The following is a 19,225-nucleotide window of genomic DNA, read 5'->3' on the forward strand; positions in this document are numbered from 1 at the left end:
CGCTCATCATGGCACCGTAAGAACAGGAGAAAGACGATGTATACGGTCACCGGCATTCCGCTTACCCGCACCTTCCGGGTGCTGTGGGCGCTTGAAGAGCTTGGTCAGGCTTACGAGCTGAGTCAGTATGGCCCCCGCAGCCCAGAAGTGCAGGCGCTGAATGTCTCTGGCAAGGTGCCGGTGCTGCAGGCGGAAGGTGAGGTCATCACCGATTCGACTGCTATAATCACTTACCTGGCTGACAAGCACGGTGCGCTGACCGCTCCCGCTGGCTCTATTGCGCGTGCCAAGCAGGACGCGATGACCCATCTTTTGCTGGACGAGGTCGATGCCGTCCTGTGGGCCGCTGCCAGACACAGCTTCATTCTGCCGCAGGAACAGCGGGTGCCTGAGGTGAAAGGCAGCCTGAAATGGGAGTTTGCCCACAATCTGTCGCGTCTTGAAAGCAAGATCACAGGCTCCTTCCTGATGGGGGAGGACTTCACCATCGCCGATATCATCTGCACCCATTGCCTGAACTGGGCGCGCAGCGCCAAGTTCCCGATCGAGAGTGAAAAGCTGCAAGACTACGGTAAACGGATGCGGGAGCGCCCGGCTTTTCAACGGGTGGCCGAACTCGCCAAGTAACCCGCCGCCGCCTGCCCTGCCCAGCGCCCGGTTGCCAGACAGGCGGTCAGAAGATAGCCGCCCGTCGGGGCTTCCCAGTCCAGCATCTCCCCGGCGCAGAAAGCTCCGGGGATTTGCTTCAGCATCAAGTTGCCATCCACAGCATCGCGGCAAACCCCGCCGGCGGTCGATATCGCCTCGTCCATAGGGCGCAACCCCGCGTGTTGCACCGGCAGCGCCTTGATCAGACTTGCCAGGGCCTGCGCCTCCTGCGGCAGCGGACGCCCGAATTCCTGCAGCAGCGCCACGGATGCCGGTGACAGCTTCAAAGCCTTGCGCAGGTGATTGGAGAAACTCACCTTGCCACGCGGGCGGGACAGGCGGCGGGCAACTTCCGCCTCTTCCAGATCCGGAAGCAGATCCATATGCAGCACCGCCCCCTCCCGCACCGCGGCACAGACGGAATAGATGCCTCCGCCCTCCAGCCCGCGCTGCGAAATCACCGCTTCACCGCGCGAAACCTGGCCGCCCGCCCGCAGCGCAATCCCTTTGAGCGGCTGGCCGAATTGCGGTGCCAAATGCTTGGACCACTCCACCAGCAGCCCGGCATTGGCAGGCTTGAATGGCGAGACTTCTACAGCTCGCTCCTGCAACAGCGGCCGCCACGCCCCGTCCGACCCCAGCCGCGCCCAGCTTGCGCCGCCAAGCGCCAGAACAACGGCACCTGCCTCAATCCGCACAGAACCGTCCGGCGTTTCAAATATTAGAGCTGAGCCGTCCCAGCCTGCCCAGCGCCAGCGGGTGCGGATCTGCACGCCATTGCCGCCCAAACGGCCCAGCCAAGCCCGTAAAAGCGGCGACGCTTTCATTACCTTCGGGAACACCCGGCCGGTAGAACCGGTGAACAGCTCGCTCCCCAGTCCCTGCGCCCAGACCTGCACGGCCTGCGCATCAAAGGCCCGGATCATCGGCTCCAGCCAGTCCGCCGCCTCACCGTAGCGGGTGATCAGCTGTTCGAAAGATTCGTCCTTGGTCAGGTTCAGGCCGGATTTACCCGCCATCAAGAACTTGCGGGCAGCTGACGGCTTGGCCTCAGCCACCAGCACCTGGTGCCCGGCGCGGCCCAGTTCTTCGGCAGCCATCAGCCCTGCTGGCCCGGCTCCGATCACCACTGCGTCCCACGCCTCTGTCATGCCATCCCCTTGCCAGCCCTTGCCGCCGGCGTGTCTAGTGCCCGCACGAAACCAGTTGAGGCTTGTGCATGTCTGATCCGTACTGCCCGCTGTGCGGCCGCCCCATCCCAAAGGGCGCGCCGCAAAGCCTGCACCATCTGATCCCAAAACTGAAAGGAGGCAAGGGCGGACCAACCGTTCTGCTGCATGACATCTGCCACCGCGAGATTCACGCCACGCTGACAGAGGCGGAACTGGCCCGCGACTTCAACACACCGGAAACGCTGCAAACCCATCCGCGGCTGGCAAAGTTCATCGCCTGGGTTCAGAAACGCCCGCCGGAATTCCGCTCACGCGTGCCCGGCAAGCGGCGCAAGCGCTAACTAATCTCAAGCCCCTTAAAGGCCGGGCTGTCACGCAGCTGCGCCCCGGGAATGTGCTGAAATTCCAGCGTTGTGTAGGGCCGCCGCCACAGCCATTCCCGGTTCGCCACCGACTGCAAGTCCGGGTCCGGCGGCGTCTCTTCGGTATAGGCCAGGAAATGCAGGTCGAAACCGAACTCCGCCACGTCCTGTACCGATAGCAGTTTCATGTCCGTGTGAAGGATCAGCTCAGCGGCGATGTCCCCGGTCCGCAATGTGATCTGCCCGACATGAGCCCCGCCGCCCAGAAGCTGAGCAGGATCACCAGCACCGTCAGGCCGGTTGCACAGGAAATCATGCTGCAACAGTTCCAAAGCGAACCCTTCAGGATCATGCAGATGCGCCATATAACCTATGTCGCGAAACTGATGCGGCGCCGATACCTCTATGCCCTTTTGCCGCAAGTGCTCACACGCAATATCCAGATTGGGCAGGCAGATGCCAATCTTCCAGAAGCGCTCATCGCGGGCATGAGGAGCCCGGGTTCCACCGGGCAGAAAGATAAGATCTGCGTCTTCACCTGCATAACCGGCCCGCCAGATCTCGCCGTCGGCCCAAGCCTTCATGCCAAACACATCCGCATAGAAGCCAGCCAGCCGCTTGGGGTCTTCGACTTGCAACTGGAGCCCTGAAAGCCGCTTCACCGGCACATCCGCAGGATGCCCGCCGCGACCTCCGGATTGGCCTCCAGCGAATGCGTCAGAAGATCACGGGCTGTGTCCATCAGTGCTTCCGGCTCAACGATCCGGTCCACCAATCCATAATCGTAGGCCTCCTGTGCCGTGATTTTCTGCCCGGCAGCCACAATCAGCTTGGTCCGGGCCGGCCCGATCAGTGCTGACATCCGACCTGCATCCGAAGGCTGCGGCAGGTAGCCGAGCTTCATGACCGGGTAGAAGAACTTTGCCGACGGCACCGCTATACGGATATCGCAGGCCAGCACCATACCATTTGCACCGCCCGCCAATGTGCCGTTCAGCGCAGCTACTTTGAGGCAGGGAACTGCTGCCATTGCCGCCGACAGCCGCTCCCATACAGGCGAGGTCGCAAGGCCTGCCCGCGCCTCCTCCAGATCGGCACCGGCGCTGAACACCTTGCCTGTTCCAGTCAGGATAAGCCCACGGGCCTCCTGCGCGCGTTCGGCGATCTCTGCCAGTTCCGTCAGCATCGACTCAGTCAAAGAGTTCGCCTTGTCCGGCCGGTTGACAGTGACAGTCCACAGCCCGTTTTCCGCGATCTCCAGCCCGATCATTTCAGGCCCACCCGCTGGCGGATGCCGTCCTCACGCAGAGAGACTTCCTGACCTATAAAGTCATCCGCATCCGGCGTGCACATCCACATAAGCGTCCGGGCGGGCCATTCGGCAGGAATGTGGTCTTCCCATTCCAGCTCGCTCACCGGGTTAATGCCGCTGGCCTTGATCTCCCGCTGCATCTGGGTCGCCACAGTTCCTGGCGACAAGCCCATAGCGCGGATACCATTTGCGCGCTCCTCTAAATCGAGCGCAGAGGTCAGCATCGCTGCGCCTGCCTTGGAAGAGCAATAAGCGCTCCACCCCTCCAGCGGCCGGTGCGCGGCGCCGGAGCTGACGGTGATTATGGTTCCGCCTCCCGATGGCTTCATCAGCGGCAGAGCAGCCCGCATACCGTTGAACACGCCTTTTAAGTTGATGTCGATCAGCTTACCCCAGCCCTCCGGCGATGCGTCCTCCAGCCGGGAAATCGGCTCGATCACACCGGCATTATTGATCAGGATGTCCAAACTGCCAAATTTCTGGTGCGCCGCGCCCAGCGCGGCCTCAATGGAAGCGTAGTCAGAAACGTCGCACGCAAATGTCAGCACATTCTTGCCGATCTCACCCGCAAGGTCCTGCAGTGCATCCGCATTCCTTGCCAGCAAGGCCAGATTGGCTCCAGCGGCGGCAAATACACGGGCGGCATCCGCGCCGATCCCGCGGCTGGCTCCTGTAATTGCAACTGTTTTTCCGTTGAATTCCATGCCCGCAACCTCCAAGTGACTGATAACCCAAGTGGTAAAGCGGTTAGGGGGAACGGTCCAGCCCAAGGCCCCCTTGACGGCACCGCCCGCCGGGCCGACGATGTTTTCAATTATCTCTCAGAGAAAGGTTCTCTAATGTCCGTTATTCTTGCGCGCGGCGGTGCCGCAGCGGCAATTTTGGTTGTTTCCGCTCAAGGCGCCCTCGCCGACCTGAGCGCACAGGACGTCTGGGCCGACTGGAAGGCGTATCTGACCAGCACCGGCTACACCGTCTCCGGAACTGAAGCTGTTTCAGGCAACACCCTGACCGTTTCCGATGTGTCCATGGCCATGCCGATCCCCGAAGAAGACGGTTCCGGCACCATCAGCTTCCCCGAAGTCCAGTTCGTTGAGAACGGCGACGGCACCGTCAATGTGCTGCTGCCCGCCGAGTTTCCGATGGGTTTTGAGTTCTCCGGCGATGGCGAAACCTTTGCAGGCAAACTGATCTATTCCCACGATGGCTCGCCGATGAAAGTCGCCGGTGATGCCGGGAACATGAGCTACGACTACAGCTCCTCCAAGGTGACCATGACGCTGAACGAGCTGTCAGCGGACGGTGAGCCAGTTCCCGCAGAGGTGGCAAAAGTTCAGGTCGAGATGAACGACGTTGTCACCAAAAGCACCATGAAGGTTGACGGGGGCCGCAGCTACGACCAGACCATGACCGCCTCCAGCCTCAGCTATGACATGGGTTTCAATGATCCCGAAGGCGAAGGCACCGGCGCATTCAAGGGCGCGCTGCAGGGCCTGAGCTTCACCGGCACCGGCACCGTTCCCGAAGGGCTGAAAAGCCCCGACATGGGTGCGCTGCTGAAAGCTGGCTTTGCCTTCGACGGCACGTTCACGTTCACCGGCGGCAATGGTTCTATCTCCGGCGTGGATGGCAGCGAAAGCTTCGCCATGGAAAGCAACTCCCAAGGCGGCGCCTTCACCGTTTCGATGGACAAGCAGCACCTGACCTACGACGTGTCGCAGGTTGCAACCAATGTGAACATCTCCGGCTCCGAGATTCCGTTCCCACTGGCGCTCAGCATGGCGGAGACCGGCTTCAAACTGATGATGCCGCTGGCCAAGTCTGAAGAAGAGCAGGACTTCGCACTTGGCGTTACCCTGCGCGACTTTGCAGTTCCGGAAATGCTGTGGGGCATGGTCGACCCGACCGGCCAGCTGCCGCATGACCCGGCAACCGTCATTCTGGACCTGGCCGGCAAAGGCAAGGTGCTGTTTGACCTGTTCGACACGGAAGCCATGGAAGCCGTGGAAAAGGGTGAGGAACAACCTGGTGAGCTGAACGCGCTGACCGTGAAGCAGCTGCAGGTTTCCGCTGCAGGTGCCGAGCTGACCGGCACCGGCGACTTCACCTTCAACAACGAAGACCTCACCAGCTTCGACGGCATGCCGGCACCGGCAGGTGAGGCCAACCTCAAGCTGGTCGGTGCAAACACCTTGATCGACAAGCTGATCGGCATGGGCCTGATGTCCGACAGCGACGCCATGGGCGCGCGGATGATGATGGGCATGCTGGCGATTCCGGGCGAAGGTGAAGACACCCTGACCTCCAAGATAGAAGTCACCGAAGACGGCCAGGTGCTCGCCAACGGCCAGCGCATCAAGTAACCGTCAAATCCTTTAGAAGATCTGGAAAGGGGCTGCCTCACGCAGCCCCTTTTTTGCACCCCGCACTTGCGGCATGTCGCTTCACTGGATAGCTCTTTTAAAGAGCAGAACAGAAGGTGCCCATGACCCAATTCCCCGAAGCGCTTTGCCACGCCCTGATTGATGCCGCCCGCAAGGCCGGTGCGGATGCCGCTGACGCCATGGCGGCCGAGGGCAGCTCTCTCAGCATCGAAGTCCGCGAGGGCAAGCTGGAACATGCGGAACGTTCCGAAGGCACCGATCTGGGACTGCGGGTGTTTGTAGGCAAACGTCAGGCGCTGGTCTCTTCCTCCGACATGCGGCCCGAAACCATCGCAGCGATGGCCGAACGCGCCGTTGCCATGGCCAGGGAGGCGCCAGAAGACCCTTATGCAGGCCTCGCTGACCCGTCTCAGCTTGCGAAGAATTGGAATTTGGCAGCACTGGAGCTGGAAGACCCGAGCGGCGAGCCTGAGCCAGCAACCCTGCAAGAGGACGCGCTTGCAGCCGAAACCGCCTGTCATGCGGTGGACGGTATCACACAGGTACAATCCGCGGCCGCCGGATATGGCTGCCATGTGGTGCATCTGGCAGCCACCAACGGTTTCTCAGGAGGCTATCAGCGCACCGGCCGGTCTCTATCCTGCACCGGGATCGCGGGCAAAGGTACCGGCATGGAGCGGGACCACGACGGCGATTCCCGAACCTTCCAGTCTGATCTGCGCAGCGCCGAAGAGATTGGCCGCACCGCAGGTGAGCGCGCAGTCGCGCGGCTGGGTGCCCGCAAGCCCAAGACCGGCAGCTTCCCTGTGTTATTTGATGAACGCATTTCCTCTTCGCTGATCGGCCATCTGATGTCCGCTGCCAACGGCGCCGCAATTGCCCGCGGCTCCTCCTGGCTGAAGGACTCGCTTGGCCAGCAGGTGCTGCCTGAGACGCTCTCTGTGGTCGAGGATCCGCATCGGCCGCGGATTTCCGGCTCCCGCCCCTTTGACGGCGAGGGTCTGGCGACCCGCCAGCGCACTGTTGTCGACAACGGCGTTCTGACCGGCTGGACGCTGGACCTGGCCTCAGCCCGAAAGCTGGGGCTGGAAAGCACCGGCAACGCCGCCCGCGGCATCGGTGGGGTGCCGTCGCCCTCGACCTGGAACATCGCGCTGACCCAGGGCGAAGCCAGCCGCGAAGATCTGGTCGCCCAGATGGGCACCGGCCTGCTGGTCACGTCGATGATCGGCTCCACCATCAATCCCAACACCGGTGACTATTCCCGCGGTGCATCCGGTTTCTGGGTGGAGAACGGCGAAATCGCCTATCCGGTCAATGAATGCACTATTGCAGGCAATCTGCACGACATGCTGCGCCGGATTGTGCCAGCCAATGACGCACGCACGCATCTGTCCACCGTAGTGCCCTCACTGCTGGTCGAAGGAATGACTCTTGCCGGCAACTGACCTTTCCCTGCTTGTAAAAGCGGCGGAACAGGCCGGAGACATCGCATGCCGCTACACCGGACCCGACGCCAAACGCTGGGACAAGCCCGGCGGTGCGGGACCAGTGACCGAAGCTGACCTAGCCGTAAACACCATGCTTGAAGACATGCTGCAGCAGGCACGGCCCTGTTACGGCTGGCTGTCGGAGGAGACGGAAGACAACGCTGCCCGCCTGACGCGCGATCGGGTGTTCATCATAGACCCGATCGACGGCACCCGCAGCTTTGCCGAAGGCTCCCGCACCTGGGCGCATTCCATCGCAGTTGCGGAACATGGTGAAGTGACGGCTGCGGTGATCTATTTGCCCCAGCGGGAACTGATGTACACCGCCGCCAAGGGACGGGGAGCGGCCTGCAATGGCAGCCCGATCAGAATTTCTTCTGCGACTGAGCTTGCGGACACCGAAATCCTGGCCGCCAAGCCCAATCTGCTTCCGCACCACTGGCAGGGCGGCACACCGCCTGCCTTCATCCGCAGCTACCGGCCATCGCTTGCTTACCGGCTAGCCAAAGTGGCAGACGGCCGGTTCGGTGCCATGCTGACCCTGCGCCCGAGCTGGGAATGGGACATCGCCGCCGGTGATCTTCTTGTGCGCGAGGCAAGCGGCACCATCACGGACAGGTCAGGCAGCCTGCTTTGCTTCAACAACCCGCACCCCCGGCTGAACGGAGTGGTTGCCGGAAACACGCCCCTGCACACGGCGCTGATGGCGGCGCTGGACCCGGCGGGGCCTGGCATCGCTGGACATTGAACCAGCTGCAGCTTATGCGGTCTGCGCCGCCCGCAAAGGCAAGGCTCAAGTTTTTCACAGACAACCCCGCATGTTGCAGCTACCTTTGGCCGGAAAAATCAAATCGAAACAGATGCAACGGCGAACCACAAATTCCAGCCGCCCTGCGGTGCTGCAGCCCCGCCCTCCGGGGGAACTGCTCTGGGTGCACGCGACAACACCAGAGCGCTACCTCGCGCTCTGCGACATCGGACGCCGTCTCAAGACCCTGCGCCCGGATCTGTCTGTGCTGGCCAGCTGGGAGCCGGGATTGCATCTGACCGGCACTGTTGGCTGCGACGTCCCGGTCGGCCCGCTGGCGGAAGACACCCTGGCAGAGGCCCGCGAATTCGTCGCGCATTGGCAGCCCGATGCCTGTATATGGACCGGTGCGCCGGCCCGGCGGGTCATGCTGCGGCATTTGCGTGACCAGGGTACAGGTGTGCTTCTGGCCGACCTTCTGGATAATGAACTGCCGCACCGCACCAGCCGCTGGCTACCGGATCAGCGGCGCAGGATGCTGGAAAGCCTGACTGGCATTCTGACACCATCCCAAACGGTTCGGGACCGGCTGATCAGGCTGGGCTTCCCGGCTGAAAGGCTGGAACTGGCCGGAAAGCTACGCGTGTCTGCCGTTCCCCCAGGCTGCAATGACGATGAACTGGCCTCCATGCAGGAAACCCTGGGCAGCCGCCCGGTCTGGTTGGCGGCCCACGTCAAACTGGACGAGCTGCCCCGCGTACTGGATGCCCACCGGTCCGCGTTGCGGCTGCTGCACCGCCTGCTGCTGGTGGTTGCACTGGACAATCCCTCGGATCTGGAAACGGCCCGTGACCTGGTGCAGAACAGCGGGCTTTCCTTTGCCGATTGGGAAGCCGGAGGCGAGCCGGAAGACTACAACCAGGTTCTGCTCACCGCCGGCGAGGACCTTGGCCTCTGGTACCGCTTGTCGCCGGTTGCGCTGATCGCCAGCAGCCTGGACCCGGCAGCCCAGGGGCAGTCGCCGCTTGATGCCGCTGCACTCGGGTGTGCGCTGATGCATGGGCCAGGCATCCACGCCCACCGGGAGCTTTACGAAAGGCTGACCAAGGCCGGCGCCGCAACCAGGGTGCAGACACAAGGCGAAATGTCCGACACTGTTGTTGCGCTTTCGGCACCGGACAAGGCAGCTGAGATGGCCCTGGCCGGCTGGCAAAGCGTTACCGAAAGTGCGGCCACAACAGACACACTCCTGGAGAAGGTCCAAGCCCTCCTGGATCAGCGCGAGGACAGCAATGCGGGCACCTGATTTCTGGCACAAGCCGCCGGGAGAATTCGATCTGCGGTCAACTCTGCTGGCTCCGCTGGGTTGGGCCTATGCGCACGCGACTGCATCCCGGCTGACAAAGTGCAATCCCGTTGCACCCGGTGTGCCGGTGATTTGCGTCGGCAACCTAAATGCTGGCGGCACCGGCAAAACGCCGACCGTAATTTGGCTGCTCGATACCCTGCGCAGCCTCGGTCACGAACCGCATGTGGTCACCCGCGGCCATGGCGGAACGCTGGAAGGGCCGGTTCAGGTGTTTCCCGGCAAGCACAAGGCAGCGCAGACCGGGGACGAGCCTCTGCTGCTGGCCGCCTTCGGCGAGGTGTGGGTAGCCAAGGACCGTGCAGCAGGCGCCCGTGCTGCAACAGAGGCAGGGGCAACGGTTATCGTTTTGGATGACGGGTTTCAGAACCCCGCAGTCGCCAAGGACCTGTCACTTATTGTGGTCGATGCCCAGCACGGTTTCGGCAACGGGCGCTGCCTGCCCGCAGGCCCCTTGCGTGAACCTGTTGCCACTGGGCTGAAACGAGCCAACGCAATTCTGTCACTGGGCGCGGAGCCGGCTCAGGAAGCTTTCACCGCGGTTTGGAGCGGCCGGATTCAAGGACTGCCGCATTTCACTGGCGCATTGGAGCCCCTGCAGACCGGCATGCCCTGGCACGGCACCCGGGTGCTGGCCTTTGCCGGTATTGGCCATCCGCAGAAATTTTTCAGCACTCTGCGCGACCTTGGGGCCGATATTGCCCGGTCTGAGGCTCTGGACGATCATCAGCCGCTGACCCCGGCGTTGATGAACCGTCTGGAAAACGAGTCCAAGCTGCTAAACGCGCAGCTGGTCACGACCGAGAAGGACGCCGTGCGGCTGCCGGACAGTTTCCGCTCCAAGGTCATTACCCTGCCTGTCCGCCTGCGTATCGCCGGAGATGAGGGACTGAAAGACATGCTGAAAACAGCCGCACCTGCACTCTGACTTGCCATAGCCCTGCAAAGAAAAAGCCCGGGCACCAGGCCCGGGCTATTATCGTTCTGCTTACTCGTGCTTAGCTTTCGAGTTCAGCATCCAGCAGTTTCTTGAAGTCTTCGTAAGACTGGTTCGAAACCTTCTCGCCGTTCAGAATGAAGGACGGGGTGGATTCGATCCCATGCTCAGTCGCATTTTCCTGATACCAGGTCACCAGAGTCTGCGCCTTCTCGCCGTCCTGCAGACAGGCCTCCAGCTGGTCGTTTTCGATGCCTGCCAAACGGCCAATCTTGCGCAGTTCATCAATGATCTCCGGCGCCCCGCCGGCCCGCGCCCATTCCGACTGCTCCTTGTAGATCAGGTCGGAAATGCCAAAGAACTTCTCCGGTCCGCTGCAGCGGGCAATCATCGAAGCCCACAGCCCGTAGCGGTCAAAATAAACTTCGCGGTAGATGAACTTCACCTTGCCGGTATCGATGTAATCCGCCTTCAGCTGCTTGAAGGTATTGTTATGAAAGCTCGCGCAGTGCGGGCAGGTATAGGATGCATATTCGATCAGCGTGACCGGCGCATCCTCGGCGCCCAAAGTCATCTCTGTTATGGTCGAGGTGTCTACTTCAGCTTCCTGCGCAAACGCGGCGCCAACCAGCGGATTTGCCGGCAGATTGCTCTGGCTGCCCAAACCCGACAGGGCATAACCGCCCGCAACCACCGCAACCGCGGCCACGACACCAGACATCAAACGGGTCATTTGAACCCCTTTCCTTGCGTTTTCTGTTTTGTCAGCACATTGCGCCCCAGACGCTCCAGGGCGGCGCGCAAATCGTCATTTTCCACCCCTTCGGCTGCCTTGCTGGCCTCAGCCGCATCCTGCGGGTCCGGCTGCAGCGGTGCTTGAACCTTGGGGGCATATTTGAATTCCACGCGTCCGTCGGAAAATCCCGTCGGTGCCGTTTGCGTGATCCGCACCTTGGAAATAGCGTTAAAACCATATACCGCGTTCACCCGCTCGCGAAGGCGTTCCTTTTGCATTTCGAGCATCGGCGCATTGGCCCCAGTGGTCAGAACCGTCAGCGTAGCACCAAAGGAGCCCCGTCCGTAGCCGATGTTCACGGGACGGGCCATCGCAGCAATATCCGGCCCGGCGATCTCCTCCCAATGGGTCAGCAGCCGGGACACCGCGAAGCCGCGGCTTTCGCCCGCTTTGCGGATCTGCTCACTGAGGAGCTTGGAGGTCCGGGAGAACCCGCGTGTGGTGCTGCGCCTGAATGCCATGATCTAGGTTTTGCTCGACTGCCCGCCCTATTGTAAAGAGCGGTTATGCAGGCGCCAGCCAAACCGCCGCCCAAGGAATAACGAATGCGTGACTTAAAGAGCGATTCCGCCGCAATGAGCGAAGAGCTGCTTGCGTGGTATGACGTGCATGCCCGCGAGATGCCCTGGCGTGTCAGCCCGGCGGCCCGCGCCGCCGGCAACCGCCCGGACCCTTACAGGATCTGGCTCAGCGAGGTGATGCTGCAGCAGACCACCGTGGCTGCCGTGCGCGATTACTTCCTGCGCTTCACCAACCGGTGGCCAACGGTTCTGGACCTGGCCGCCGCAGAAGACGCCGACGTGATGAGCGAATGGGCCGGCCTTGGTTATTACGCCCGCGCCCGCAACCTGCTGAAATGCGCCCGCGCGGTAGCACAGGATCACGGCGGCAGCTTCCCGGACAGCTACGAGGGCCTGCTCAAGCTGCCCGGCATCGGCCCTTACACCGCTGCGGCCATCGCCTCCATCGCCTTTGACCGCGCTGAAACCGTGCTCGATGGCAATGTCGAGCGGGTGATGGCCCGTGTTCACGACATCCACGACCCGCTCCCGGGCGTCAAACCGGTGTTGAAAGACCGTGCGGCGGAGCTCACACCAGTGCAGCGCCCCGGCGATTATGCTCAGGCGGTGATGGACTTGGGCGCCACCATCTGCACTCCCCGTAACCCGGCCTGCGGTATCTGCCCCTGGCGCAGTCCCTGTTCGGCCCGCATTGCCGGAACCGCAGCCAATTTACCCAAGAAAACGCCAAAGAAGCCAAAACCCACCCGGCATGGAATCGTTTATCTGGCGGAATCGGCCGACGGCACCTGGCTACTGGAACGGCGGCCGGACAAAGGTCTGCTGGGCGGCATGCTGGGCTGGCCCGGCTCGGACTGGAGCGATGCGCCCGTCCCGAACCCGCCCTTTGAAGCGGATTGGCAGGAACTGGCTGGAGAAGTGCGGCACACCTTCACCCATTTCCACCTGATCCTGCGCATTATGACCGCAGAACTGCCTGGCGGGTTCAATCAAAGTGCGGAACAGGAATTGATTTCACGCCACCATTTCCGCACTTCCAGCCTGCCCACGGTGATGCGCAAAGCCTTCGATCTATACAAAGGCCGCTAGGTTACCCCGCGCCCCTATTGGGTTTTCAAATGTCTGGGCATAGGGTTTCCCCAAACGCGCGCTGACTGATTTGGGAGACCTGGCATGATTGCCCCCGAAACTCTTTCCCGCTGGCAAAGCGCCCTGCCGTTCTGGATGTCTTTCCTGCTGCTGCCGCTGGTCTGGATCGCGGCGCTGCAGGGCGGCTGGGCACTGCTGCTGCCGCCGCTGGTCACCTGGCACCTGTTTGCGCTGCTGGACGGGATGTTCGGGCTCAACCTGGAAAACGCCGACCCGGAAACACCGGACAGCGACCTCAAGTGGTACAAGGCACTGACAGCGGCCTGGGTGCCGCTGCAGTTCATCACGCTGTTCGGGCTGATCTGGTACGTGAACGGCGCTGAACACCTGAATGGCTTTGAAAAGTTCGCCGCATTCTTCGGTGTCGGGGTTGTGACGGGCGCCGTCGGCATCAACTACAGCCACGAACTGATGCACCAGTCCAACCGGGTGGAACGCTGGCTGGGGGATATCCTGCTGGCGATGGTGCTGTACTCGCACTTCCGGTCCGAGCACCTGCTGGTGCATCATCGCTACGTCGGCACTCCGCGGGACCCGGTTACCGCCCGCTACAATGAGGGTTTCCATCGTTTCTATCCGCGGGTGCTGCGGCAGTGCTGGCACTCCGCCTTCCGTGCCGAGAAGGAGAAACTTGCCAAGAAAAACCGCCCCTGGACCGACCGCTCCAACCCGTTCTTCCGTTACTGGACCTTGCAGGCGGCCATGCTGCTGCTGGCCCTGATGCTCGGCGGGGTGACCGGCATCCTCCTCTTCCTGGTTCAGGCCGGCACCGCGATCTGGCAGCTGGAAGTGGTCAACTATGTCGAACACTACGGCCTAACCCGAAAACACCTGGGCGAGGGCAAATACGAACCTGTCCAGCCGCGCCACTCCTGGAACGCGGCGCACAAGGCATCGAACTGGCTGCTGATCAACCTGCAGCGCCACTCGGACCACCACTACAAGCCGAACCGCCGCTTTCCGCTGCTGCAGAACTACACCGAGGCTGACGCACCGCAGCTGCCATACGGCTATCCGGTAATGACCATTGCCGCGATGATCCCGCCCTTGTGGCGGCGGGTGATGAATCCGCGGGTGCGCCGCTGGCGGCAGACTTACTATCCCGAAATCACCAACTGGCACGCCTATAACAAAGCGCAGAACCCGATGCCGCGCTAGAGGTCAGGCCCAAGCAAAGACGGTCATCGGCTGATCCAGCCCGCGCACTTCCTGATCCGGATGGCGGGCTGCGCCGTCCAGAAGGTCCAGCCCCGCCAGTTCAGCCTTGACCTGCGCGGCCATTGTTTCGCTGACAACAATACTGGTTTGCAGCCTGCGCGTCAGGTTCTCCAGCCGCGCGGCGATGTTCACCGTCATGCCCAGGACCGCATATTCCAGCCGGTTGGCACCGATATCACCCAGCAGCGCCTCGCCATAATGAATACCGATCCCGGCCCGGATCTCGGGCTTCCCTTGTTTGGCGCGATCCCGGTTCCATCTCGAAAGCGAAGCCCGCATCGCGTGGGCGCAGGCCAGCGCGTTGGTGGCGTCCTGCTTGCCAGCCACCGGCGTGCCAAAGGTCGCCATCAGCCCGTCTCCCAGATACTTGTCCAGCGTGCCGTGATGGCGGAACACCTCCCGCTCCATCCGGCCGTGAAACTCGCGCAACAGATCAATCACCGCATGCGGATCCATGCCCGCTGACAGCCGGGTGAAGCCGATGATGTCTATGAAAAGCACAGCCACATTCTCGCTGCGCACCTGCTTCAGCGGTTCATCATTCTGGGACAGCTGCTCCACAACGTTGGGTGAAAAGTAGCGCGACAGGTTCACCCGCTCCCGTGTCAGGTTCGCGTTGCTGCGCAGCAGCCCATTGAACCGGCGCACCGAGAAACCCAGCGTCACTGCCACCAGGACAAAGACAAGCGCTTCCTGCACCCGCAATTTGACCACAAAGCTGTTCGGGTCAAAGAACTCTGCCAGTTCCGGCTCAAAGCCAAGGGCGGCGCCAACAGCCTCCGTCAGGCCAGGAACCGGGCTTGAGAACCACCAGACCAGCCCCAGCGCACTCAGCCACATCATCGCGGTCCAGGTTCCAATCGCAATCACCGTGCGCCAGGAATAGGCCATGGTACCCGCTGCAAGAATGATGAAGAAATACTGGAAGTTGTCGAACCTGTAGTGCATCGCCGCAGGAATTTCACGAACATCAAATGGATTGGGCACAACCAGCGCAAAGGTCATAACCGCAAGGTCAAGGAAGATCAGGAACAGCTCCAGCCGCGATTTGCCAACCTTTCCGGCCCGGCTGATGAACCAGCCGTTCAGGCACAGAAGCGCAAGAAGCCCGTGGTAATACAGCACACTCCAGACTGGGTTCAGAAAGACGATGAATACCGCAACAATCGGCAGCGCAATCCAGCGCGCGCGAACGGCCAGCTGCAGCCCGCGCCGCTTGTGCGCGTCCAGTGCAGCTTCCGCAAACCTGCCTTCCGCAGCGGAGAGTTCCTGACTGCCTGCGTCTTCTGCTCTGGCTGCACCGGTTCCGGTTGCAAATGCCGTATCGGTCATTGGCTCTCCCTCTTCCCGCTGGCTGTAGCAGGCATCGAACTTCAGATAGTGATCCTGCGGCAATCAGGAAATAGCGCATCGGACATCAATCATGCAAAAAACCCCGCCTGATCCAGGCGGGGCAAGGTGTGCGCCTGTGCAAATTGCACAGGCGCCTGCAATAGACTGTTGTGTTCTGAATAGCTCCGCGGCCGTCAGTTCTGCATTTCAGCCCGGATCTGCTGGCGCAACACGTCGATCGGCACGGTCTTGCCGTCGCGCTTGAAGCACCAGTAGGTCCAGCCGTTGCAGGACGGGGCGTTTTCCAGATGGGCACCCACCTGATGGATCGAACCCTTGATGTTGTCGCCAATCAGGGTGCCGTCTGCACGCACCTTGGCTTTGTGGCGGCGGTTCATCGAATAGAGCTCTTCGCCCGGGCGCAGCATGCCGCGCTCAACCAGCTGGCCGAACGGTACCCGCGGCGCCGCGCGCTTGCTGGCGGAAACCTCCAGCGCCTCGCGATCGAATTTGCGCACTGCCTTGATCCGCTTCTCCGCCACATTGCGGTAGGCTTCCTCGCGCTCGATGCCGATGAACTCGCGGCCCAGCATCTTGGCCACAGCACCGGTGGTGCCGGTGCCAAAGAACGGATCCAGAACCACGTCGCCCGGGTTGGTCGCGCCCACCAAGATCCGGTGCAGCAGCGATTCCGGCTTCTGCGTCGGATGTGCCTTATCACCGTTTTCGTCCTTCAGGCGCTCGTGACCGGTGCAGATCGGCAGCACCCAGTCGCTGCGCATCTGGATGCCCTCGTTCAGTGCCTTCAGCGCTTCGTAGTTGAAGGTGTACTTCGCGCCTTCGGACTTGGACGCCCAGATCATCGTCTCATGCGCGTTGGTGAACCGTTTGCCGCGGAAATTCGGCATCGGGTTGGACTTGCGCCAGATGACGTCGTTCAGCACCCAGTAGCCTTCGTCCTGCAGCACGGCGCCGACACGGAAGATATTGTGGTAGGAGCCGATCACCCAGATAGAGCCATTCGGCTTCAGCACCCGGCGCGCCGCCTTCAGCCACTCGCGGGTGAACTGATCATAAGCCTGAAAGCTGGAGAACTGGTCCCAGTGGTCATCCACAGCATCGACTTTGGAGTTGTCAGGGCGGTGCAGCTGGCCTTTCAGCTGCAGGTTATACGGCGGATCCGCAAAGATCAGATCAACCGAATTGGCCGGCAGACTGTTCATTGCTTCGACGCAGTCACCGCCAATAATCGTGTTTAAAGGGAGCGCTGCCGCGCCCTTTGTCATGGTTTTATTCATTGCTCTGCCTCATAACCGCGGCGCATTTTTGCGCTCATTAGGTTGTCCACAGGATGAGTCATCGCGGATTCGAGGTCAATTTGTTTATTATAACAACGCCCTACGGTTCACTCTTGATACAAGATATTGTGTACCGGCTTGAACGAGCGCCGATGATGTGGGGTTACGCCCAGCTGAACTAGCGCATCCCGGTGCTGTTTCGAGGGGTAGCCTGCGTTTTTCTCCCAACCATAACCCGGGAACTGTTGCGCCAAATCCACCATGATCCTGTCACGCGCCAGTTTTGCCAAAATCGAAGCTGCCGCGATCGTCACCGATTTGGCATCCCCCTTGACTACGGCCTCTGCCGGTAAGGCCAGCCCCTTGGGAATCAGGTTGCCATCAATCAGCAGGTAATCAGGCTGCGGATCCAGCGCCGCCACCGCACGCTCCATTGCCAGATGCGACGCGCGCAAAATGTTCAGGGAATCAATCTCTTCAACCGTCGCATGGGCAATTGCCGATTGGGCCGAAGACAGGATATTCCCTTCCAGTGCCTCTCGCTTTTTCAGGCTGAGCTTCTTGGAGTCGTTGAGTCCTTCAGGGATTGCGGCAATATCCAGCACCACCGCTGCAGCCGTGACCGGACCGGCCAGCGGGCCGCGGCCAACCTCATCAACCCCTGCAATTCTGAGGAAACCCCTTTCGCGGGCGTCGGCTTCAAGACTGTAATCCGGCTGTGTCATGCCCCTGACAATGCTAATTCCGGCACATGATGCAAGCAGACAAAAAAAGGGGGGCCGGAGCCCCCCAGTTTGCTGCTGCCCGAACCCGTTTTCCGGCTTACCGATTCACCATCCGGTAGCCATGTTTCTTCAGGCACCCAGGCTTGTACCCGGTACGGTTGCGCTGACCGTTCCAGAACGTCACCTTGCAGACCTGCGGCAGATCGTGCGTGTAGCCATAATTGCGATCAAGGCAGCGCTTCGCTGCCAGCGGACGGTTTTGGCTGTAGCGCGGGAAGTAGCGGACGCAGTGCGCCGGCAGATCATAGCGGCGCACGGACTGCGGCAGCGGTTTGACGTGGCCATCGTGACGGTTGCGGCCCTGGCGCCTGTGGTTGTTATGGCTGTGGTTCTGCGGCGGATTATAAGTGCGGGTCACCGCGTGATCATCTTTATCCCTGGAATGCTTGATGGCCGCACCAAGAATGCCAAGCAGCGCCAGACCGCCAAGAATTTTTGCGACATCATTGTCAGCGCGGGCGGGGGCTGCCGAGAAGCCTGTAATCGCAATGGCGGCTGCAACGATCAGGGCTATGAATTTGCGGTGCGGCTGGGGTCGGCATGTCTGGGCCATATCTGAACCTTTCAAGGAAATGAGCGGAACGCAAAATGCGCTTGATGCGCTCAGCCTGCTCCCATCCCCTTCAGACAGGCAATATCGGTGGCTTGTTATCGGATATCAGCCATTCCAACCCCCTGCGGTTATTGAATTTCAAGCAGTCCGGACGCAGGATGCCCGTATGAAACAAACCCTTCTGATCCCCGCTCTTGCGGCTTTCCTTCTGGCGCTTTCCGCTCCGGCACAAGCCGCTGACTGCTATGCCGACTACAAGGCCAAGCAGGACAATCCGCTGCGCCTGCACTACGGTGTGATTCAGCTGTCCGGCGCCTGCCAGAAACAAGCCGCTCGCAGTGAAATCCAGGCCCGCATCGCCCCGGCCGGGTGGACGTTGCTAAATGTCCTCTCCGTCTTTGGCCCCGAAGGTCTGCAGCAAAGGAAGGCTGATGCCGGACCCTACTATCTCAGTTTCTGAAGCCCGTGCCGCCGGCAGCAGGGTCATTACTCTCGGTATTGCCGCCATCGTCGCCCTGCTGGTCATTGCCGGCACGGTTCTGCTGCTGACCCTGCCTGACGCCAATGCCTTCAACGCCCGGGTCGAGCAGCTGTTCGTGGAAAATGACCTGACAACCCAGGCCGAAATCAAGCTGCTTGAAATCCTGGCCCAGTCCGGCACCGCCTTTGCTGACACTTTGACCAGCTACCGCATGGTGATCTTTGTGCTGCTGGTTTTTGCCACCGCAATGATGGTGGCAGCGCTGGCCGTGCTTGGCATGCTGGTGATGCTGAACCGCCGCATGGCCCAGATCGAACGCTCCGGCATCCAAGTAAACGAGCTGCTGATCAGCCGCGATGAGAACACCGTCTACCTCAACAGCATGGGGTTCAAGCTGACGCCCGCCGCGATGGAAACTCTCTCGGTTCTGGCCGAAGCCCGGCTGGACGATGACGTGCTGTCCGGCGCCGAGATCGAGGCGGTGATTTCGGGCCGTGCCTCCGCCGATTGCGAGGAAGCCGCCGGCGCCACCCGGATCAAGCGCCTGCGGGACACCCTGGGCAACCAGATGGTCAGCGAGCTTTTGGTCAAAAACATCGCCAAACGCGGCTATGTGCTGGCGATCAGCAAGGACGTGATCCGCATGGTCTGACCCCTCCGCTCCGTGCCGCTC

Annotated in this window: 21 protein-coding genes and 1 pseudogene; 11 read left to right on the plus strand and 11 right to left on the minus strand. The window is 61.4% G+C overall.

Annotated features, from left to right (window positions below):
• The first annotated feature begins 36 nt into the window (after window positions 1–36).
• Window positions 37–627: a glutathione S-transferase family protein gene (locus tag RA26_RS14890; protein WP_039184795.1), complete on the plus strand. Its 591-nt coding sequence runs from the start codon at window positions 37–39 to the stop codon at window positions 625–627.
• Here the strand turns inward: RA26_RS14890 and RA26_RS14895 are convergent.
• The gene (locus RA26_RS14895) at window positions 600–1,799 is read right to left on the minus strand and encodes a TIGR03862 family flavoprotein (RefSeq protein ID WP_039184797.1); all 1,200 of its coding nucleotides are present in this window, start codon (window positions 1,797–1,799) and stop codon (window positions 600–602) included. The genes RA26_RS14890 and RA26_RS14895 overlap by 28 nt on opposite strands.
• A gap of 68 nt (window positions 1,800–1,867) precedes the next feature.
• On the opposite strand from RA26_RS14895, the gene RA26_RS14900 reads away from it, so the two are divergent.
• A complete protein-coding gene (locus RA26_RS14900; protein WP_039184798.1) occupies window positions 1,868–2,161 on the plus strand; it encodes an HNH endonuclease in 294 nt (97 codons plus the stop codon).
• Here RA26_RS14900 and RA26_RS23195 read toward each other — a convergent pair.
• The 4 genes and pseudogenes from RA26_RS23195 to RA26_RS14915 all read right to left on the minus strand — a co-directional run bounded on the left by RA26_RS23195 (window position 2,158) and on the right by RA26_RS14915 (window position 4,198).
• Window positions 2,158–2,370 carry a hypothetical protein gene (locus tag RA26_RS23195; protein ID WP_241482658.1) on the minus strand — a complete coding sequence of 71 codons (213 nt, stop codon included), beginning with the start codon at window positions 2,368–2,370 and terminating at the stop codon, window positions 2,158–2,160. The genes RA26_RS14900 and RA26_RS23195 overlap by 4 nt on opposite strands.
• A 195-nt stretch (window positions 2,371–2,565) precedes the next feature.
• A pseudogene (locus tag RA26_RS23200) lies at window positions 2,566–2,766 on the minus strand (VOC family protein); the annotation flags it as partial.
• A gap of 74 nt (window positions 2,767–2,840) precedes the next feature.
• Window positions 2,841–3,452 (minus strand): enoyl-CoA hydratase/isomerase family protein, encoded by a 612-nt coding sequence (locus RA26_RS14910; protein WP_039184800.1) that lies wholly within the window; start codon window positions 3,450–3,452, stop codon window positions 2,841–2,843.
• Window positions 3,449–4,198 carry an SDR family oxidoreductase gene (locus RA26_RS14915; protein ID WP_039184803.1) on the minus strand — a complete coding sequence of 250 codons (750 nt, stop codon included), beginning with the start codon at window positions 4,196–4,198 and terminating at the stop codon, window positions 3,449–3,451. The genes RA26_RS14910 and RA26_RS14915 overlap by 4 nt, the downstream gene beginning before the upstream one ends.
• Window positions 4,199–4,333: 135 nt before the next feature.
• On the opposite strand from RA26_RS14915, the gene RA26_RS14920 reads away from it, so the two are divergent.
• The 5 genes from RA26_RS14920 to lpxK all read left to right on the plus strand — a co-directional run bounded on the left by RA26_RS14920 (window position 4,334) and on the right by lpxK (window position 10,410).
• Complete coding sequence (locus RA26_RS14920) at window positions 4,334–5,857, plus strand: DUF2125 domain-containing protein (protein WP_039184805.1); 1,524 nt, start codon at window positions 4,334–4,336, stop codon at window positions 5,855–5,857.
• A 122-nt stretch (window positions 5,858–5,979) separates the two neighbouring features.
• Entirely contained in the window at window positions 5,980–7,326 is a 1,347-nt protein-coding gene (locus tag RA26_RS14925) for a TldD/PmbA family protein (RefSeq protein ID WP_039184807.1), read from the plus strand.
• Window positions 7,313–8,116, plus strand: coding sequence for an inositol monophosphatase family protein (locus RA26_RS14930; protein WP_039184809.1), 804 nt, complete (start codon window positions 7,313–7,315; stop codon window positions 8,114–8,116). Before RA26_RS14925 ends, RA26_RS14930 begins: the two co-directional genes overlap by 14 nt.
• A 112-nt stretch (window positions 8,117–8,228) precedes the next feature.
• A complete protein-coding gene (locus RA26_RS14935; RefSeq protein WP_039184811.1) occupies window positions 8,229–9,422 on the plus strand; it encodes a 3-deoxy-D-manno-octulosonic acid transferase in 1,194 nt (397 codons plus the stop codon).
• On the plus strand, window positions 9,409–10,410 hold the full coding sequence (gene lpxK / locus RA26_RS14940) for a tetraacyldisaccharide 4'-kinase (RefSeq protein WP_039184813.1): 1,002 nt from the start codon (window positions 9,409–9,411) through the stop codon (window positions 10,408–10,410). Before RA26_RS14935 ends, lpxK begins: the two co-directional genes overlap by 14 nt.
• Before the next feature lie 70 nt (window positions 10,411–10,480).
• On the opposite strand, the gene RA26_RS14945 is transcribed toward lpxK, so the two are convergent.
• Both RA26_RS14945 and RA26_RS14950 read right to left on the minus strand, forming a co-directional pair.
• Complete coding sequence (locus tag RA26_RS14945) at window positions 10,481–11,152, minus strand: DsbA family protein (RefSeq protein WP_039184815.1); 672 nt, start codon at window positions 11,150–11,152, stop codon at window positions 10,481–10,483.
• On the minus strand, window positions 11,149–11,676 hold the full coding sequence (locus tag RA26_RS14950; RefSeq protein ID WP_019297604.1) for a DUF721 domain-containing protein: 528 nt from the start codon (window positions 11,674–11,676) through the stop codon (window positions 11,149–11,151). Before RA26_RS14950 ends, RA26_RS14945 begins: the two co-directional genes overlap by 4 nt.
• Before the next feature lie 84 nt (window positions 11,677–11,760).
• Here RA26_RS14950 and mutY point away from each other — a divergent pair, with 84 nt between their 5' ends.
• On the plus strand, window positions 11,761–12,825 hold the full coding sequence (gene mutY / locus RA26_RS14955; RefSeq protein WP_039184818.1) for an A/G-specific adenine glycosylase: 1,065 nt from the start codon (window positions 11,761–11,763) through the stop codon (window positions 12,823–12,825).
• A gap of 84 nt (window positions 12,826–12,909) precedes the next feature.
• A complete protein-coding gene (locus tag RA26_RS14960) occupies window positions 12,910–14,043 on the plus strand; it encodes an alkane 1-monooxygenase (protein WP_039184821.1) in 1,134 nt (377 codons plus the stop codon).
• 3 nt (window positions 14,044–14,046) lie between these two features.
• Here the strand turns inward: RA26_RS14960 and RA26_RS14965 are convergent, their stop codons facing one another.
• The 4 genes from RA26_RS14965 to RA26_RS14980 all read right to left on the minus strand — a co-directional run bounded on the left by RA26_RS14965 (window position 14,047) and on the right by RA26_RS14980 (window position 18,071).
• Window positions 14,047–15,435, minus strand: a complete 1,389-nt coding sequence (locus tag RA26_RS14965) for an adenylate/guanylate cyclase domain-containing protein (RefSeq protein ID WP_039184823.1) — start codon at window positions 15,433–15,435, stop codon at window positions 14,047–14,049.
• A gap of 194 nt (window positions 15,436–15,629) precedes the next feature.
• Window positions 15,630–16,733, minus strand: coding sequence for a site-specific DNA-methyltransferase (locus RA26_RS14970; RefSeq protein ID WP_039184826.1), 1,104 nt, complete (start codon window positions 16,731–16,733; stop codon window positions 15,630–15,632).
• Between the two features lie 107 nt (window positions 16,734–16,840).
• Window positions 16,841–17,458, minus strand: a complete 618-nt coding sequence (locus RA26_RS14975; RefSeq protein ID WP_039184829.1) for a ribonuclease HII — start codon at window positions 17,456–17,458, stop codon at window positions 16,841–16,843.
• Between the two features lie 97 nt (window positions 17,459–17,555).
• Entirely contained in the window at window positions 17,556–18,071 is a 516-nt protein-coding gene (locus RA26_RS14980) for a hypothetical protein (RefSeq protein WP_039184831.1), read from the minus strand.
• A 166-nt stretch (window positions 18,072–18,237) separates the two neighbouring features.
• On the opposite strand from RA26_RS14980, the gene RA26_RS14985 reads away from it, so the two are divergent.
• Together RA26_RS14985 and RA26_RS14990 are read left to right on the plus strand one after the other, a co-directional pair.
• Window positions 18,238–18,531, plus strand: coding sequence for a hypothetical protein (locus RA26_RS14985; protein WP_039184832.1), 294 nt, complete (start codon window positions 18,238–18,240; stop codon window positions 18,529–18,531).
• Window positions 18,503–19,204, plus strand: a complete 702-nt coding sequence (locus RA26_RS14990) for a winged helix-turn-helix domain-containing protein (RefSeq protein ID WP_039184834.1) — start codon at window positions 18,503–18,505, stop codon at window positions 19,202–19,204. Before RA26_RS14985 ends, RA26_RS14990 begins: the two co-directional genes overlap by 29 nt.
• The last annotated feature ends 21 nt before the right edge of the window (window positions 19,205–19,225 follow it).

It is taken from the genome of Leisingera sp. ANG-M7 (assembly GCF_000813965.1).
GTDB lineage: Bacteria > Pseudomonadota > Alphaproteobacteria > Rhodobacterales > Rhodobacteraceae > Leisingera.